We start from the raw sequence: 15,605 nt of genomic DNA, 5'->3' as shown, positions 1-15,605 counted from the left end.
TGTCCTGGGCCGTTCCCGGAGCTGTGCCTATACGTCGCGCTTCTCCAGAAGGGCGAAGGCGCCGACGATCGCGGCCACCGTCACACCGACGAGCAGCAGCAGCTGCGAGGTGCCGCCGCCCTCCCCGTCCATCTCGAAAATCTTGGCGAGGGAGTTGATGGCGTTGTAGTCCATCATCTTCTCGCCGAAAGGCCGGGTGCCCTCGGAGATCATCAGGAACACGGGCAGGATCGCGGGCACCAGGACCACGCCGAGCATCGCGGTGATCGCGCCCGCCGAGTGGCGCAGCATCGATCCTGCCGCGAGCGCGAGGACGCCCAGGAGCGAGACGTAGAGCCCGCCCTTGAGGACCGTGCCCGACCAGGCGACATCGCCCGCCTCGGGGCCGCTGTGCATCCCCGACGTCATCAGGCCCACGAGCAGGATCGATCCCGCCGAGACGACGAAGGCGATCACGAAGAAGATCAGGATCTTGGCGGCCAACACGCGATAGCGCTGCGGCGACGCCGTGAACGTCGTACGGATCATGCCCGTGCCGTACTCGGACGAGGTCACCAGGACGCCGAGCGTGATCAGGCAGATCTGGCCGAGCACGAGACCGAAGAACGCCGGGATCGTGAACGGCACGTCCTGGAAGTCCCGGTCCTGCGTCTGCCCGGCCACGAGCAGGCCGATGCCGACGACCAGGAGGAAGAAGACGCCGAGGGTCCACATCGTCGAGCGGACCGACTTGATCTTCGTCCACTCGGAGGCCAGGGCGTTGCCGAGGTGGGTCTTCTTGACCGGGATCGGCGAGGAGTAGGCGTTGTTCATCGCCTGCTGCCACGCGGAGGGCGGCGCGGGGGCGGCCGGCGGGGGAGCCATCGGGGCGCCCTGGGGCATCGGGCCACCTTGCGGCACGGGGGCGCCGGCCTGTGCGTACGCCTGCTGGGGCTGCGCCTGCGGCTGCGGAGTCGGAGGCGTGGTCATCGGGGGTCCTCGCTGTCGCGCTTGGTCATCTGAGGAGCGGGGGCGGAGGCGGGCGCCTGCGGGGCGGCGGCCGCGTACGGATTGGGGGTGCCCTGCGGTGCGGCAGGGGCCTCAGGAGCGCCGGGAGCCCCGGGAGCGCCCTGGGGCGCGCCCTGCGGCATCGCGAACGGCTGGCCGCCCTGCTGGGGCGGCGGCGGCGCGTACCACCCGGGCTGGCCCTGTCCGGCCACCGGCATCGGCTGCTGCGGCATCGCACCGGGCGGCATCTGCTGTACGGGCTGCTGCAGCCCCGCGCGCTGGTCGACCGTCGAGCGGTAGTCGACGGCACCCTGCGTCATCCGCATGTAGGCCTCTTCCAGCGAGGCCTGGTGCGGGGAGAGCTCCCACACGCGGACGTCCGCGCCGTGCGCGAGGTCGCTGATGCGGGGGAGCGGAAGGCCGGTCACGCGCAGCGCGCCGTCCTGCTCGGGCATGACCTGGCCGCCGGCCTCGGTCAGCGCGGCCGAGAGCTTCTCGCGCTGCTTGGGGTCGGTGTCCGGCGTACGCACCCGGGCGAAGTCGGCGGAGTTGTGCGAGATGAAGTCCTTGACGCTCATGTCCGCGAGCAGCTGCCCACGGCCGATCACGATCAGGTGCTCCGCGGTGAGCGCCATCTCGCTCATCAGGTGGGAGGAGACGAAGACGGTGCGCCCCTCGGCCGCGAGCGACTTCATCAGGTTCCGCACCCAGAGGATGCCCTCGGGGTCGAGACCGTTGACCGGCTCGTCGAAGAGCAGCACCTGCGGGTCGCCGAGCAGCGCGGCGGCGATGCCCAGGCGCTGGCCCATGCCGAGCGAGAAGCCCTTGGAGCGCTTCTTCGCGACTTCCTGGAGGCCCACGACGCCGAGCACCTCGTCGACCCGGCGGGCCGGGATGCCGGAGAGCTGCGCGAGGCACAGGAGGTGGTTGCGGGCGTGCCTGCCGCCGTGCACCGCCTTGGCGTCGAGCAGCGCGCCGACCTGGCGGGGAGCGTTGGGGAGCTTGCGGTACGGGTAGCCGCCGATCGTCACCTGGCCCGTGGTGGGTTGGTCGAGCCCGAGGATCATGCGCATGGTCGTCGACTTGCCGGAGCCGTTCGGGCCCAGGAAGCCGGTGACCGTGCCGGGTCGCACCTGAAAGGAAAGGTTGTACACGGCTGTCTTGGCGCCGTAGCGCTTCGTCAGGCCGACTGCCTCGATCATTCTCCGCACCCATCGAATGGTTCAGGACGTCGGGGCACACGCCCCCGTAAGGGTTAGGAGGATAACGGGGAGCTGACGGTTCCAGCCAAGAGAGGGGGCGCTGCATCTTTCCGGCAGCACTGCACCGCACTGCACCGCACCGCACTGCACCGCACCGCACCGCACTGCACTGCACCGCGCCGCACCTCAGCGGAGCGTCACGCGTCTCGCTTCTTCAGCAGCACATAGCCGCCGATCAGCGCGACGGCGACCCAGACCACCATGATGGCGAGGCCGCCCCAGGGCCCGTACGGGACGTCGTCGTCGAGCGGCGTCTTCACCTGCATGATCCTGTTGCCCGCCTGGTCGGGGAGGAACCGGCCGATCTTCTTCGTCGCCGAGACGTTGCCCAGGATGCTGGAGATCAGGAAGAAGAACGGCATCAGGATGCCGAGCGACAGCATGGGACTGCGCAGCATCGTGGCGACGCCCATCGAGAACATCGCGATCAGCGTCATGTAGAGCCCGCCGCCGATCACCGCACGCAGCACGCCCGGATCGCCGATCATGGCCTTGTGCTCGCCGAGCATCGCCTGCCCGAGGAAGAACGTGATGAAGCTCGTGACGAGCCCCACCACCAGGCAGAGCGCGGTGGCGACCACGACCTTGCCGGTCATGAACGTCGCACGCTGCGGCACCGCGGAGAGCGAGGTGCGGATCATGCCGGTGCTGTACTCGTTCGAGACGACGAGCACACCGAAGACGATCATCGCGAGCTGGCCGAGGCTCATTCCGGCGAAGCTGGTGTAGGTGGGGTCGAAGACCTGCCGGTCCTGGGCGTTGAGGCTGTCGTAGTCGTTCTTCGCCAGAATGCTGATCAACAGGCCGAGCCCCACCGTGACGACCAGGGCCAGACCCAGCGTCCACACGGTCGACGAGACCGAGCGGATCTTGGTCCACTCCGACTTCAGTACCTGTGTCGCCGCCATCGCTCAGGACCCCTTCCTCTTCTGCTGCCAGCTCCCGCCCCAGCCCTCGACCTGCGCGGGGGGAGGCGGGGCGGCACCAGGGGCCGCGCGGTCGGCGTGATCGGTGTGCGCGTGGTACTCCACCGACTCCGCGGTGAGCTGCATGAAGGCCTCTTCGAGCGAGGCCTGCTGGGGGCTGAGCTCATGGAGTACGAGCTGATGGCGTGCGGCGAGTTCGCCGAGATCCTCCGAGGGGGTGCCGTCGACTTCGAGGGTGCCGTTGCCCGCCTCGACGGCGGTGATGCCCTCTTGGTGCAGCACGTCCAGGAGGCGCTCGCGCTGCGGGGAGCGCAGCCGGACGTAACTGCGTGAGTTCTGCCGGATGAAGTCCGCCATGGAGGTGTCGGCGAGGAGCCGGCCCTGCCCGATGACGACGAGGTGCTCGGCGGTCAGCGCCATCTCGCTCATCAGGTGGGAGGAGACGAAGACCGTACGGCCCTGCGAGGCGAGGGACTTCATCAGGTTCCGGATCCAGTGGATGCCCTCGGGGTCGAGTCCGTTGACCGGCTCGTCGAACATCAGGATCTCGGGGTCGCCGAGCAGCGCGCCCGCGATGCCGAGCCGCTGGCCCATGCCGAGCGAGAAGCCCTTGGCCTTCTTCTTGGCGACCTGCGTCAGGCCGACGGTGTCGAGGACCTCGTGGACGCGGGTGCGCGGGATGCCGTTGCTCTGCGCGAGGCAGAGGAGGTGGTTGAAGGCGCTGCGCCCGCCGTGCATGGCCTTGGCGTCGAGCAGGGCGCCGATGTACTTCAGCGGGTCCTTCAGCTGGGCGTACCGCTTGCCGTCGATCCGCGCGGCACCCGCCGTGGGGTTGTCGAGCCCGAGCATCATCCGCATCGTCGTGGACTTGCCCGCGCCGTTCGGCCCGAGGAAGCCGGTGACTACACCAGGGTGCACGGTGAAGGTGAGGTCGTTGACGGCCAGTTTCTCGCCGTACCGCTTGGTCAGCCCCTCGAGCTCGATCATGCGGCCACGCTAAAACGGGACGAAGCCCCCTGCCACTTGGACAGAGGGCTCCCCGTAAGGGGCGCGGGGAGCTGCGCGACCAGCCACGACCGGTCCGCAGGTCCCTACGACATCAGCGAGTCTGCTGAGCCGGAACCCCGCGGGAGACAGGCTCCTCGTCGGCGGGCGTACCCGCGGCGGCGACGGCCGCACCCGTGAGCGTGGCCAGCATCTCCCGCACATTGGTGAGCTGCGCGTTGATCGAGTCGCGACGATTCGTCAGCGCCGCGAGCTCCCGCTCGGATTCGCTGCGAATCCGGTCGGCCTTGGCGTTCGCGTCGGCGACGATGTCCTCGGCCTGACGCTGAGCGGTCTCCACCGTCTGACGGGCGCGACGCTCGGCGTCCGTACGCAGCTTCTCCGCCTCGAGGCGCAGCTGCTCCGCACGGTGCTCGATCTCCGCGAGACGCTTCTCGGCCTTGGCCTGACGCGAAGCCAGGTCACGCTCCGACTGCTCACGGCGCTTGGCGAGGTTCGTCTCGAAGTCGGCCGCGGCCTGGGCGGCCTTGGCGCGGGTCTCCTCGAAGAGGGCGTCCGCCTCCTCGCGCTTCTGCTGCGCGTCCTTCTGGGCCTCGCTGCGCAGCGTGCCGGCCTCGCCCTTGGCCTTCTCGACGATCCGGACGCCTTCGTCCTCCGCCTTGGCCTTGCGCTCGGCCGCGAACGACTCGGCGTCGTTACGCACCTGCTGGGCCGCCGACTCGGCGAGCTCGCGGTGCTGCTCGGCTGCGCGACGGGCCTCCTCGCGCAGGTCCTTCGCCTCCTCCTCGGCGAGGCGGAGGATCTTCTCGACGCGGGCACCGAGGCCCGCGTACGACGGTTCGGCGTCGGCTACCTGCGCCTGCGCGTTCTGCGTCTCGAGGTGCAGCTCCTCAATGCGCTTTTCCAGAGCAGTGATACGAGCGAGAGCGCTGTCACGGTCGGAGACGAGCTTGGAGATACGTTCGTCCACCTGAGCGCGGTCGTACCCACGCCGCACAAGCTCGAAGCCGTAGGGGGAAGTGTCGCTCATGGGGTTCCTGTCGAATGAGACCGGTGAGGTGATAGGGGGAATCCTAGGGGTCAAAGCGGCGTGTCATCGAGCGGATGCCCGTTTGATCTGGAGAATGACACCCCTTTTGAGTGGCTAACCGCCAGAGGACTTGCCAGCGACAGTGCCGAAGGTCCTCTACAAGCACGGCGGATGTTCTTTGGCTACCCCTCAGACGGCTTGCCACTCGATCGAGTTGAACCCGCCGTCGCACCGGCCTTGACGCCACCGTCCTTCGCCCCGGCGATCGGTGGGGCCTCAAAAGACTCCAACGCCTCCAACACGTCCTGGACACGGGAAATCTCGGCGTTGATGTCCTCGCGGCGCCGGACGAGGACCTCCAGCTCGCGTTTGCCCTCGTCAACCGTCCGCTCGGCCTCGGCCTCCGCCTCCGCCTTGACGCGCTCGGCGTCGCGCACCAGCTCGGCCACCTTCGTCTCGGCCTCCTTGAGCAGCGCCTCGGCCCGCTTCACGGCGGAGATCCGCACCTTGCCGGCCTCGGAACTCGCGTCCGACACCATCTCCTTGGCCTTCGCCTCGGCCTCGGCGAGCTGTTCCTCCGCGGCCTTCACCAGAGCGTCACACCGCTCGCCCGCGGACTTCATCGCCTCGGCGGACTCGCGGCGCGCACGCTCGTGCAGCTCCTCGATCTCGGCGGTGAGGCGGTCGCGCTGCTCCTCGGAGCGCTCCCTTATGGCCGTCGCGTCCCTGCGGGCGCCGACGAGCAGTTCGTCCGCGTCCGTACGGGCCTTCTCCACCAGGGAGTTGCCCTCGACCGTGGCGTCGGAGACAAGCCGGTCGGCCTCCGAACGGGCCGCGCCGACCATCGTGTCGGCCTGCGCCTCCGCGTCCGTGGTGGCCTTGAGGGCCTTCTCCTGGGCGTCGGCCGTCAGCTTCTCGGCCTCGGCCACCGCCTCGGTGATGAGCGTGTCGACCTGCTCGGCCGCCTCGGAGCGGCGCTTGTTGGCCGCCTGGCGCGCCTCGTCCAGGGTGTGTTCGGCCTCGTCCCGCGCCCGCGACGTGAGCCGCTCGGCCTCGGCGGCGGCCTCCGCCTTGACGCGCTCGGCGTCGGACCGGATGCGCTCGGCGTGCTGCTGGGCGGAACCGACCGTCTCCGCGGCGTCCGCGCGAAGCCGCTCGGCGTCGCCCGTCGCGTCCGAGATGAGCTTCTCGGCCTTGGCCACCGACTCCGCGCGCACCCGCTCGGCCTCGGTGGTCGTCTCGGCCTGCAGCCGCTCGGCCTCCGCGATCGTCTCGTTCTGCAGCCGCTCCGCCTCGCTGCGCGCCTCGCCGATCAACTGATCGGCCTGGCTCGCCGCGTCGCTGCGGATGCGGTTGGCGTCCTCGCGGGCGTCGGCCCGCGTGCGGGACGCGTCCTGCTCGGCCGACGCGATCGCGTCCGAGGCTTCTGTGCGCGAGCGCTGGGCGTACTCGGAAGCGTCCGAGCGCAGCCGCTCGGCCTCCGTGATCGCCTCCGAAACGGTGCGCTCGGCAAGCGACTTGGCGGCCTCCGCCTCTTCGTTCGCCTCGCGCCGGGTGCGGCCCGCGTCCTCGTTGGCGCGCTCCCGCTCGGCGTAGGCGTCGGCGCGGACGCGGTCCGCCTCCTCCTGCGCCTCGGTCCTCGTACGCTCCGCGGCGTGCTCGGCGGCGCTGCGCAGGCCCGCGATCTCCTCCTGCGCCGACTCCTGCATGCCCGACACGGAATCCCGTACGGACTGCGCGGTCTGCTCGGCGCTCGAGACCATCTCGGTCGCCCTGCGGTCGGCCTCCTCGACGAGGCGGACGGCCTCGGCCTGGGCCTCTTCGACGCGCTTGCGGGCGGTGGCGAGCAGTTCCTCGCTCTGCTCGCGGGCCCGCTCGCGCTCCTGGTCGGCCTCCGCGCGCGCGGAGCTGAGGGTCTCCTCGGCCTCCCGGCGACGCCGCGCGGCCTCCTCCTGGGCGGCGGACAGCGCCTCGGCGGCCTCCGCGCCCACGCGCTCGGCGGCGGCTGCGGCCTCCGAGCGCAGACGGTCGGCGGACTCCTGGGCCTCGGTCTTGAGGCGCTCGGCCTCGGCGGCGGCGTCCGAACGCAGTCGCACGGCGACGTTCTCGCCCTCGGCGCGCGCCTGCGACGCGTCGGCGGCGGCCTCGGTGCGCAGCCGCTCGGCCTCGGTCTCGGCCTGCGACTGAAGGGTGCGGATCCGCTCGGCGGACTCCGTGCGGAGGCGGTCCGTCTCGTCCGACGCCTCCTTGCGGATGCGCTCGGCCTCGGCGCGGGCTTCGGTCAGCGCCTGCTCGGCGGAGGCGAGACGCTCCTCGGCCTCCGTGCGCAGGCGGGCCAGCTCGTCGGCGGCCTCGGCCTGACGTGCCGCTATGGCCCGCTCGGTCTCCTCGTGCAGGGCCCGTGCGGCTTCCTGCGCCTCGGACTTCGTGGTCTCGGCCTGCTCGGCGGCCTCCTCGCGGTGCCGCTCGGCCTCCGCGCGGGTGCGCTCCAGGGTCTCCTCGGCCTGTTTACGCAGGGTCGTGGCGCGCTCGATGGCTTCGGAGCGGACCCGGTCGCTCTCGGCGGTCGCCGCCGTCTTGAGCTCCTCGCCGTCGGCCTTCGCCTTGGCGAGCAGCTCCTCGGCGGACTTGGCCGCCTCCTCGATCTGCTGGACGGCCTCGCGCCTGGCCTCGCTGCGGATCCGCTCGCCCTCGGTGACCGCGTCGGCCCGCAGCTGCTCGGCCTCGCCACGCAGGCGGCGCGCCTCCTCCTGCAGCTCGACGGTCTTGGCGCGGTACTCCTTGGTGTCGTCCTTCGCCGTGCCCTTGAGCTCCTCGGCGATGTCGTGCGCCTCGGCGCGCAGCCGGTCCGCCTCGGTCTCGGCCTCGGTGCGGATCCGCTCGGCCTCTTCGGTGGCGGTCCTGGTCGTCTCCTTGGCGTCCTTGGACGCCTTGTCGAGTACTTCCTCCGCGGTGCGGGCGGCCTTGGCGAGCTGGCCGGCCGTCTCCTCGGCGGTGATCGTGCGCGCCTTCTCGGAGGCGTCCTTGATCAGCTGCTCGGCCTCGGCCTTGGCGTCGGTGACGAGCTGCTCGGCCTCGGCCTTGGTGACCTCGGCTTCCTTCGTCGCTTCGCCGACCAGGCGCGCGACCTGCTCCTTGGCCGTACGCGTGCGCTGTTCGTTGGCGCCTTCGGCGGCCGACAGCTGTTTGGAGGCGGTTTCCTTCGCCTCGGCGACGACCTTGTCGGCCTCGGCGCGCGCCTCGCGCAGAGCCGCCTCGGCCTCCGCCATGCGCTGCTCGGCGGCCCGGCTCGCCTCACTCGCCTGGCGGCGCGCCTGCTCGGACTCGGTGGCGGTGGTGGAGCGCAACTGCTCCGCGTGCTCGGTGGCTTCCTGCGCCTGCGTGGAAGCGGCGTTCAGGAGGCGCTCGGCGTCCGCGCGGGCCCGGCGCAGGGTCGCCTCGGCCTCGGCGCGGGCCGACTCGGCATCGCTCGCCAGGCGCTGGCGGGCCTCTTCGGTCACGCGCTCGGCCTCGGCGCGGGCTGCGGCAAGGGCTTGGTCGGCCTCGGCGCGCGACTCGTCGAGCAGGCGGCGCGCCTGCTGTTCCGTACGCGCTCGGAGCTGTTCGGCCCACGCCACGTTCTCGTTGACGTGCGACTCGACGGTCTGGCGGCGCTCGGACAGCTCCTGATCGAGCTGCTGACGGCGCGACACCGCCTCGGAGTGCAGCTCGGACTGGAGCCTGGCCTGCTGCTCGGCGTGCTCCTGGAGGATGCGCTGGGTCTGCGCACGGGCGTCGCGCAGCTCCCGCTCGGCGTCCTGGCGCAGCTGGTCGGCCTGAACCTGGGCATTGCGGAGCAGCTGCTCGGCCTGGTAGCCGATGTCCGCGCCGTCGTAGGCAGGGCGGGACGCGAGGTTGCGGCGCGCCTCGTGAAGCTTGGCGCGCAACACCTCGACCTGGTAGCCGAGGTCTTCGGCGTGCTGAACAGCCTTCTCTCGCTCGGTCTTCAGCCGGTCCATCTCGGCCTCGAACCGCGAAAGATGGTCCGTCTCAGCCCGCGAGCTCTCTTGGCGTTCGTAGCCCCGCACTGCGCGGTCCCATCCTTCCCCAAGCTCTCAACTTCGATCGAGCAGGGGATACCCCACTCCAAGCTCTCAACTTCGATCGAGCAGGGGATACCCCACTCCAAGCTCTCAACTTCGTTCGAGCAGGGGATACCCCACTCTGGTCGCAAGCCTCTTCGTAAGAGCCCTGTCCATCCGCCGAACGGGGCTCATGGGGAATGGTGTCAGATCAACAGCAGAGTGTGGGCCGCTGCCCTGACGCTCGTCCCCCGAAACCCGGACCCCGGCAAACGGTCGCCCAGCGTACGGACGACCGGCCGCCCATACTTCGGACGGCCGACCCCAACCTTACCGGCCCAAGTATGCGGAGGTCAGTGCTCCGGTGACTCCTGAGCTGCCGAGGTGACCAGTTCGGTCAGTACACCGTGACAGTCCTTGGGGTGCAGGAAGGTGATACGGGATCCCATGGACCCGATCCTGGGCTCCTCATAAAGGACGCGTACGCCCTTTTCCTTTACGGCGGCGGCGTCGGCGTCCACGTCCGCGGTGCCGAAGGCGATGTGGTGCACGCCCTCGCCGTTCTTCTTCAGCCACTTGCCCACGGCGGAGTCGTCGCGAGTGGGTTCGAGGAGCTGCAGGTAGGAGGCGCCGCCGTCACTCGTCTCGTTGATCTTGAGCATGGCCTCGCGCACGCCCTGCTCCTCATTGACTTCGGTGTGGAACACCGTGAAGCCGTACGTCTGCCGGTAGAACTCGACGGTCTTGTCGAGGTCGAAACAGGCGATCCCGATGTGATCGATTCGCGTCAGCATGGTCTAAGTGCAGCCCTTCCGGCGGTGATTACGCAACGTGCGCGCGATCACACCGAGCGCCCGGTGACGCGCGGCGTACCGCTCAGTACATTCAAGTAAACCCTCATTAACTCCTCCTCCCAAGGGGCCGTGGCACATGTCTGGAACGACCGGTACCACCTCAGTGATCGTCGCGGGCGCTCGAACGCCCATGGGCCGCCTGCTCGGCTCCCTGAAGTCCTTCTCCGGCGCGGACCTGGGCGGGTTCGCGATCAAGGCCGCGCTCGACCGGGCCGGCATCGGCGGCGACCAGGTGCAGTACGTGATCATGGGGCAGGTCCTCACGGCCGGGGCAGGGCAGATCCCGGCGCGTCAGGCCGCCGTCAAGGCGGGCATCCCCATGAACGTCCCCGCGCTCACCGTCAACAAGGTGTGCCTCTCCGGGCTCGACGCGATCGCGCTCGCCGACCAGCTGATCCGCGCGGGCGAGTTCGACATCGTCGTCGCAGGCGGCCAGGAGTCGATGACGAACGCGCCGCACCTCCTTCCGAAGTCGCGCGAGGGCTACAAGTACGGCGCCATCGAGATGCTCGACTCCATGGCGTACGACGGCCTGACCGACTCCATCGAGAACATCGCCATGGGCGAGTCCACGGAGAAGCACAACACCCGCCTGGGCATCGGGCGCCCCGAGCAGGACGAGATCGCCGCCGCCTCCCACCAGCGGGCCGCCGCCGCGCAGAAGAACGGCACCTTCGAGGCCGAGATCACCCCGGTCGAGATCCCGCAGCGCAAGGGCGACCCGGTCCTGTTCTCCAAGGACGAGGGCATCCGCGCCGAGACGACCGCGGAGTCCCTCGCCAAGCTGCGCCCGGCCTTCGCCAAGGACGGCACGATCACGGCGGGCACGTCCTCGCAGATCTCCGACGGCGCCGCGGCGGTCGTGGTGATGTCGAAGGCCAAGGCCGAGGAGCTCGGCCTGACGTGGCTCGCGGAGATCGGGGCACACGGCAACGTGGCGGGCCCGGACAACTCGCTCCAGTCGCAGCCGTCGAACGCGATCCAGCACGCCCTGAAGAAGGAGGGCCTCGGCGTCGCGGACCTCGACCTGATCGAGATCAACGAGGCCTTCGCCGCGGTCGCGGTGCAGTCGATGAAGGACCTCGGGGTCTCCTCGGAAAAGGTGAACGTCAACGGCGGCGCCATCGCCCTGGGTCATCCGATCGGGATGTCCGGCGCACGCGTCGTGCTGCACCTCGCCCTGGAACTGAAGCGGCGGGGCGGCGGCGTGGGCGCGGCAGCGCTGTGCGGTGGCGGCGGGCAGGGTGACGCGCTGATCGTGAAGGTGGCGAAGGTCTGAAGGTCTGAAGGCCTGACGCGCTTCGCGCGGGTACGTCTACCTCTACGTCTAGGAACGGAGCTGTCTGACATGCAGGACGTCCCCTCCCTGGTGGCACAGGCCCGCGAGGGCAGGCCACGGGCCGTGGCCCGGCTGATCTCACTGGTGGAGGGGGCGTCACCGCAGCTCCGCGAGGTCATGGCGGCGCTCGCCCCACTGGCGGGCCACGCGTACGTGGTGGGCCTCACGGGATCCCCCGGTGTCGGCAAGTCGACTTCGACGTCGGCACTCGTGTCCGCGTACCGCAGGACGGGCAAGCGGGTCGGCGTCCTGGCCGTCGACCCCTCGTCCCCCTTCTCCGGGGGCGCGCTGCTCGGCGACCGGGTCCGGATGTCGGAGCACGCGTCCGACCCCGGGGTCTACATCCGCTCCATGGCGACGCGCGGCCACCTCGGCGGCCTCGCGTGGTCGGCTCCGCAGGCGATCCGGGTCCTGGACGCGGCGGGCTGCGACGTCATCCTCGTGGAGACGGTCGGAGTGGGCCAGTCCGAGGTGGAGATCGCCTCGCAGGCGGACACGTCGGTGGTGCTGCTCGCCCCCGGCATGGGCGACGGGATCCAGGCGGCGAAGGCCGGGATCCTGGAGATCGGCGATGTGTACGTCGTCAACAAGGCGGACCGGGACGGCGCGGACGCGACCGCGCGCGAACTGAACCACATGCTGGGACTCGGGGAGTCCCGCGCGGCCGGTGACTGGCGCCCGCCCATCGTGAAGACGGTGGCCGCGCGGGGCGAGGGGATCGACGAGGTCGTCGAGGCCCTGGAGAAGCACCGGGCGTGGATGGAGGAGCGGGGTGTACTCGCCGAGCGGCGCGCCGCGCGTGCCGCTCACGAGGTGGAGACGATCGCGGTGACGGCCCTGCGGGAGCGGATCGGGGACCTGCGCGGCCACGCACGTCTCTCGGCCCTCGCGGAACGGATCGTGGCGGGGGAGACGGACCCGTACTCGGCGGCGGACGAACTGATCGAGAACTTGACGGCGGGCTGAGGGGGGCCGGTCACCCCGGGGAGTAAGCGGATCGACGGCTTGCGCACAGGCCTGGCGGGCCCCGCAGACCGACGAACGAGCCGTCGCTTCACGACGGACGTTCTCCGTCGCGAAGCGGCGGCTCAGTGTGCACCCGCAACGCGAGAGGGCCCCGCAGGGAGATCCCTGCGGGGCCCGCTCACCGGGGGGACGGGGCTATCAGTCGTCGGAGTCGGAGTCGGAGTCGTTGTCGTTGTCGTCCGAGTCATCGTGGCTGTCGGAACGGTCAGCCGTGACCTTGCCCGACTGCAGGTCGACCTTCCAGTCGGACTCCGCACCCTTGGCGTTGGAGGTCTCCGCTTCCCACGCCCCGGCCGTACCGTCGTCGTCCAGGTCCACAGAGGTCACCGTGCCCTTGGCGGCCGCGGCCTTCGCCGCGTCCTCCGCCGAGGTGGACGCACCCTTCAGGGCGGCGGCCACGCGGCCCGCGTCGCCGTCATCGTCCTGCTCGGTGTGCGAGCCAAGGACCTTGCCCGTACCGGGGTCGACCTGCACGCTGTGCCAGGTGCTGCCCTTGCCGAGCACGTCGACGTCCCAGACCAGACCGCCGTTGTCCTCGTCGTCCAGCTCGGCGGAGACCGCTGTGCCGGACTGGTTCGCCAGTGCCGCCTTGATCGCGTCGGCCGCCGTCACCTTGGCGGCCTTCACCTCGACGGTGTTCTCCTTGGCGTCGTCCCGGTCCTCGTACCGGTCGTCGTCCCGGTCGTTGTCGCGGTCGTTGTCCTTCAGCTGAACGCTGGACTTCTTGGCGGCGGCGGCCGACGACTCGTCGTCGCCGCTGTTGGCGAGCGCTGTCGCGGTGCCGCCCCCGACGAGGGCCAGGGCTGCGACGGTGGCGATGACGATGTTGCGCTTCATGAGGGGTTCCTCCCGAGTCGGTGGCTCTGCGGCCGGTGGGCCGCTGCCGTTCGCTTTCGACAAGAACCAATCTGGCTGAACGACCCTGAAGCCAGGCTGAAGCCACCTGAAGAACTCTTCAGGTTCGCTCTGCGACCCTGAACGCATGCGCCTGTTGATCGTGGAAGACGAGAAGCGTCTCGCGTTGTCCCTCGCCAAGGGCCTGACCGCCGAGGGCTACGCCGTGGACGTCGTGCACGACGGCCTCGACGGACTGCACCGGGCGAGCGAGGGAACGTACGACCTGGTCATCCTCGACATCATGCTGCCCGGCATGAACGGCTACCGCGTCTGCTCGACCCTCCGAGCCGCGGGACACGACGTGCCGATCCTGATGCTGACCGCCAAGGACGGGGAGTACGACGAGGCCGAGGGGCTCGACACGGGCGCCGACGACTACCTCACCAAGCCCTTCTCGTACGTCGTGCTCGTGGCCCGCGTGAAGGCGCTCCTGCGCCGCCGCGGCAACGGCGGGCCTTCGCCCGTCCACACTCTCGGCGACCTCAAGGTCGACACCGCCGCGCGCCGCGTCTTCCGCGGCGGGGACGGCGGAGAAGGCGACGACGGCGAGAGCGGCGAGGACAGGGAAGTGACGCTCACGGCCAAGGAGTTCGCGGTCCTTGAGCAGCTCGTCCTGCGGGTGGGGGAGGTGGTTTCCAAGGGCGACATCCTCGACCACGTCTGGGACTTCGCCTACGAGGGCGACCCCAACATCGTCGAGGTGTACATCAGCGCCCTGCGGCGCAAGCTCGGAGCGCCGCTCATCAAGACCGTGCGCGGCGCCGGTTACCGCCTGGAGACCCCCCGATGAAGCGCTTCTTCAGTTCTGTGAGGGCCCGGGCCGCCACAGCGGCCACCCTTGTCGTCGCCATCGCGCTGGTCGCCGCCGGAGCCGCCGTGCTGCTCTCGCTGCGCGCCAATCTGACCGACCAGGCGAGCGGCCAGGCGGAGTCGGGCGCCCGCGGGGTGGCCTCGCGGCTCGCCGGGAGCGCTCCGTACGACGAACTGGAACTCGACGACGAGGATCAGCCTGTCCAGGTCGTCGACAGCGACAAACGGCTCGTCGCCGCCACTGACGACCTGGAGCGCATCAGCGGCACGGGAATCGACGCCGTCAAGCCCCGGCCTGCGTCCACGCCCCCCAAGGGCGACGACGATGACGACGACGAGAGCGAGGCGCCCGAACCCGGGGAGATCTCCGAGGACCCGGCGCGCGTCACCACCGGCTCCGCCACCGTCGACGGCGAGACGGCGGACTACCGCTTCGCCGCGGTCAAGGTGAACACCGAGAGCAAGGGCGACCTCACCGTCTACGCGGGCGCCTCGCTCGCCGCCCGGCAGAGCGCGGTGTCCACGGCGTTGACGTCCATGCTCATCGGCTTCCCGCTGCTGCTCGCCGTCATCGCCGGGGTGACCTGGCTCGTGACGCGCCGCGCCCTGCGCCCGGTGGACGCGATCCGCGCCGAGATGGCGGCGATCACCGCGTCCGAGGACCTCGCGCGCCGCGTGCCCGAGCCGGACACGCACGACGAGATCGCCCGTCTCGCCACGACCACGAACGAGACGCTCGCCGCCCTGCAGACGTCGGTGGAACGCCAGCGCCGCTTCGTGGCCGACGCCTCGCACGAACTGCGCAGCCCCATCGCCTCGCTGCGCACCCAGCTCGAAGTGGGCGCGGCCCACCCGGAGTTGCTGGACGTGGACGGTGCGGTCGAGGACACCGTACGACTTCAGGAACTGGCCGCCGATCTGCTCCTCCTCGCCCGTCTGGACGCCGGTGAGAAGCCGGGCGGAGGGCAGGTGGACCTGGCGGCGCTTGCTCGCGAGGAGCTTTCGCAGCGGACGCGGGATCGTGTCGACGTCCGCACGGATCTGGCGAACGTCGAGGTCACCGGCTCCCGCAGCCAGCTGTCACGCGTGCTCGGCAACCTCGTGAACAACGCGCAGCGCCACGCCCGCTCGCATGTCACGGTGACCACCCGCGCCGACGGCACGTGGGCGGTCCTTGAAGTCTCCGATGACGGGGACGGCGTGGCGGAGAGCGAGCGCGACCGGATCTTCGAGCGCTTCGTACGCCTCGACGACGCCCGCACCCGGGATGACGGCGGGGCGGGTCTGGGTCTCGCCATCGCGCGCGATGTCGCCGCGCGCCACGGCGGGACCCTCACGGTCCGGGAGGCTCCCGGTGGGGGAGCGCTCTTCGAGCTCAGGGTCCCGGCCGCCGCTGCTTCCCGGTGAG

Annotated in this window: 12 protein-coding genes; 4 read left to right on the top strand and 8 right to left on the bottom strand. The window is 70.4% G+C overall.

Translation table 11 applies throughout. The annotated features are described in order from the left end of the window. Positions 1-27: 27 nt before the first annotated feature. The 7 genes from ACZ5CR_RS12050 to mce form a co-directional block, all read right to left on the bottom strand. A complete protein-coding gene (locus tag ACZ5CR_RS12050; protein WP_468856891.1) occupies positions 28-864 on the bottom strand; it encodes an ABC transporter permease in 837 nt (278 codons plus the stop codon). Between the two features lie 101 nt (positions 865-965). Continuing rightward, the gene (locus ACZ5CR_RS12045) at positions 966-2,189 is read right to left on the bottom strand and encodes an ABC transporter ATP-binding protein (protein WP_468856350.1); all 1,224 of its coding nucleotides are present in this window, start codon (positions 2,187-2,189) and stop codon (positions 966-968) included. Positions 2,190-2,386: 197 nt separating this feature from the next. Continuing rightward, a complete protein-coding gene (locus tag ACZ5CR_RS12040) occupies positions 2,387-3,157 on the bottom strand; it encodes an ABC transporter permease (protein ID WP_468856347.1) in 771 nt (256 codons plus the stop codon). A 3-nt stretch (positions 3,158-3,160) separates the two neighbouring features. Beyond that, complete coding sequence (locus ACZ5CR_RS12035; RefSeq protein WP_468856344.1) at positions 3,161-4,162, bottom strand: ATP-binding cassette domain-containing protein; 1,002 nt, start codon at positions 4,160-4,162, stop codon at positions 3,161-3,163. Between the two features lie 112 nt (positions 4,163-4,274). Next, positions 4,275-5,210, bottom strand: a complete 936-nt coding sequence (locus tag ACZ5CR_RS12030; RefSeq protein WP_383282699.1) for a coiled-coil domain-containing protein — start codon at positions 5,208-5,210, stop codon at positions 4,275-4,277. Between the two features lie 182 nt (positions 5,211-5,392). Continuing rightward, positions 5,393-9,277 carry a polarized growth protein Scy gene (gene scy, locus ACZ5CR_RS12025; protein ID WP_468856341.1) on the bottom strand — a complete coding sequence of 1,295 codons (3,885 nt, stop codon included), beginning with the start codon at positions 9,275-9,277 and terminating at the stop codon, positions 5,393-5,395. A 347-nt stretch (positions 9,278-9,624) separates the two neighbouring features. Continuing rightward, on the bottom strand, positions 9,625-10,065 hold the full coding sequence (mce, locus tag ACZ5CR_RS12020; RefSeq protein WP_389903076.1) for a methylmalonyl-CoA epimerase: 441 nt from the start codon (positions 10,063-10,065) through the stop codon (positions 9,625-9,627). 136 nt (positions 10,066-10,201) lie between these two features. Between mce and ACZ5CR_RS12015 the strand changes: the two genes are divergently transcribed. After that, complete coding sequence (locus tag ACZ5CR_RS12015) at positions 10,202-11,404, top strand: acetyl-CoA C-acetyltransferase (RefSeq protein WP_468856337.1); 1,203 nt, start codon at positions 10,202-10,204, stop codon at positions 11,402-11,404. A gap of 69 nt (positions 11,405-11,473) precedes the next feature. Next, positions 11,474-12,430 carry a methylmalonyl Co-A mutase-associated GTPase MeaB gene (meaB, locus tag ACZ5CR_RS12010; RefSeq protein ID WP_468856334.1) on the top strand — a complete coding sequence of 319 codons (957 nt, stop codon included), beginning with the start codon at positions 11,474-11,476 and terminating at the stop codon, positions 12,428-12,430. A gap of 198 nt (positions 12,431-12,628) precedes the next feature. Here meaB and ACZ5CR_RS12005 read toward each other — a convergent pair whose 3' ends face one another. Continuing rightward, positions 12,629-13,327, bottom strand: a complete 699-nt coding sequence (locus tag ACZ5CR_RS12005) for a PepSY domain-containing protein (protein ID WP_468856332.1) — start codon at positions 13,325-13,327, stop codon at positions 12,629-12,631. 145 nt (positions 13,328-13,472) lie between these two features. On the opposite strand from ACZ5CR_RS12005, the gene ACZ5CR_RS12000 reads away from it, so the two are divergent. Continuing rightward, positions 13,473-14,177 (top strand): response regulator transcription factor, encoded by a 705-nt coding sequence (locus tag ACZ5CR_RS12000; RefSeq protein ID WP_468856329.1) that lies wholly within the window; start codon positions 13,473-13,475, stop codon positions 14,175-14,177. After that, a complete protein-coding gene (locus ACZ5CR_RS11995; RefSeq protein WP_468856326.1) occupies positions 14,174-15,604 on the top strand; it encodes a sensor histidine kinase in 1,431 nt (476 codons plus the stop codon). Before ACZ5CR_RS12000 ends, ACZ5CR_RS11995 begins: the two co-directional genes overlap by 4 nt. The last annotated feature ends 1 nt before the right edge of the window (position 15,605 follow it).

Source organism: Streptomyces sp. NPDC031274 (assembly GCF_055570235.1).
This window is presented reverse-complemented; position numbering and strand designations above follow the sequence as displayed.